Below are 2,281 nucleotides of genomic sequence, written 5' to 3' on the forward strand. Positions count from 1 at the left end.
TGCTTCCTATTCATAGTAATTCTCATTTTTTTATACCCTCTCATATTTATGTCAAATTAACCGAAATATTTATCAAATTTTTATCCCATTTTCTTCACACTTACCGGGAAAAAAATCCCAACTTGAAGACTGCAAACCGCGTCCGAGTTGGGATTTTTATAAAAAAGCAGTTCTGATAAGTTCACCGAATTAGTGTCTATCCGTAAAGTACTATTTAAGCAATGAATCCACCAGCTGGTGGATGATTCGACGCAGAAAAACACTGATTCGGCAGATAAACCCCTGTTGAATATTAAAATACAAAGCATTCAACGGGGCAGACGCTGATATTACTCTTTTTGTAATTAAATTTTTTATCTGCGTAAATCATTTTTTTCAGCGATGATCTGCGTCCAATCCCTATTTTACGGATGGACACGAATTAGAACAGGATTATTATTTGAACTCAATATTAACATTTCGAAATTCTGCTTTATATCTATAACCATTACTTACCATACTAATGCTGAGAAGGGATATTTTTGTAACGGAAGAAGAAACTTTCTCGAAAACCATTTCTGCAGGAGTAGGAACTTTGGGAATAATCAATTTATCCAAGTTCCAGCCTCTTGTTTCGGAATTGGCCAATTTCACAAAATTTGCAGAATATTCATTACCGGCTTCATCAAATATTTTAGTTTGAGCACGGTGAATTCTTAGGTTAGTGTCATCTTCGGAATTATTTGCAACAATCAGTGAGCAGGTTATGGTTCTGTCGTCCATTTTACAATTTATTAATTCAAAAGTAAAGACATCGTGTTTAACGATTTTGTCTAACTGTTCGTCCGATGAGGGAGTCGGGTCAATCGTAATGGGCTTCTCTTTCTTCGGGACAACTTTCTCAACCGGAGTTGGTAAATATTTTGCCAGTTCGTCACTTGCTTCTGCAAACATTTCGGCAAAATCTCGCTTATTGATTTTCAGTTTTTTGTAGGATGCTTGTAGAGCTTTCTCTTCGCTTCGGGAATTCAGCCCTGTTCCGGTAGCGAGAATACTTCCTACTTTTTTTCCTGAATCATTGATAACGAGAGACAATATCATTTCCGATTTGACGAGATACTGTTCTCCTGTGTATCCTTCGGTTTTTTCCGAACTTATCATCGTTACAGTGCCTGAAAGTCCGAAATCCGCATTATCAGAAACATTGTGTCCCAATCTTCCCACTTCTTTAGCAATTTTATTTTCCACAGATTTTAATCTGTTTCCATCTTCATCTTTAATTATTATGGAAAATGTCATTGCCGTATTTTCTGCAATGGAATAATCGGCTTTAGTCGCGGAATTCTTTAAGTATTTTCTATAAAATCCGGGTAATTTATAAATATTTGGTTTTGCGATCACACTACCACGTTTGTTTCTGAGGGATAAAGCAGTAACCCGGCATTTTACTTCACCTCTTTCATCAGTATTTTCAGTAGCAATAGTTTTATTATTTTCATAGGTGATTTTTATGGGAATAGAAGGGATTTTGGAACCGGAATATTCTACGGAAAAAACAATCGGTTTTGGAAGTGATTCACCTTCTTTGGCTGTTTGGTCATTTCCGGAAACCACACTTAGTTTTATTCCGGATAAAATTTTGCGTATTTCGGAATTTAAGGAAGCAATTGTGATGTCTTCCGATATTTTGTATGAGCCGGTTCCCATTGCATCGTAAATTGATTTTTTGGTATAAAAGGGAGTGAGAAATTTCTGGGCATCAAGGAAATTATCCAATCCGGCAAATATTTTATCATCTTTGATAAGGTTCCGTCCCTCAGAAACAAGATTGCTGATTTTTGTCCACTCTATATCCAATTCACCCTTGAGGGTTGTTGCAAATTGTTGCATATTCAGCACCGCAGCAACGAAGTATTTATCGCCATCTTGTGCTTGATCTACAAACTGAATACCTTTCACTGTTTCGCTAACACTTGTTTTAGTTGATGATTCGAATAATTCTTGATATGAAGATTTCATATCACCGCTTAGTTCTTGAGTATAAAGGTTAACTTCTGCCTGAATCGAAACTTTCAATTGAGCAGCAATCGCTTTTTGAGCATTTGCTTGGGCATTTTCCAAAGAACTTCCTTCTCCCATGCCGATATAATTATATTCGGCAGGATAATTTGCAAGTTTTCCGGAAGTAAACCATTTTGGTGCTTCTGCGGAAAGTGATGTGATGAGGAAAATTCCCAAGAATAAAATTAATTTTTTCATAATTTCTCCATTTGTTTTTGTTGAATTAGTATCCACCCGCAAA

Annotated in this window: 1 protein-coding gene; it reads right to left on the bottom strand. The window is 36.2% G+C overall.

Annotated features, from left to right (window positions below):
• Positions 1 to 435 precede the first annotated feature (435 nt).
• Entirely contained in the window at positions 436 to 2,238 is a 1,803-nt protein-coding gene (locus tag U9P79_08055; GenBank protein MEA2104575.1) for an LPP20 family lipoprotein, read from the bottom strand.
• Positions 2,239 to 2,281: the final 43 nt, after the last annotated feature.

The sequence above is a fragment of the Candidatus Cloacimonadota bacterium genome, assembly GCA_034661015.1.
In the GTDB taxonomy this organism is placed as follows: domain Bacteria; phylum Cloacimonadota; class Cloacimonadia; order JGIOTU-2; family JGIOTU-2; genus JAYEKN01.

What these genes read in the sequence shown, in the direction of transcription:
- U9P79_08055 (MEA2104575.1), bottom strand. Translation starts at nt 2,238, where the DNA reads ATGAAAAAATTAATTTTATTCTTGGGAATTTTCCTCATCACATCACTT.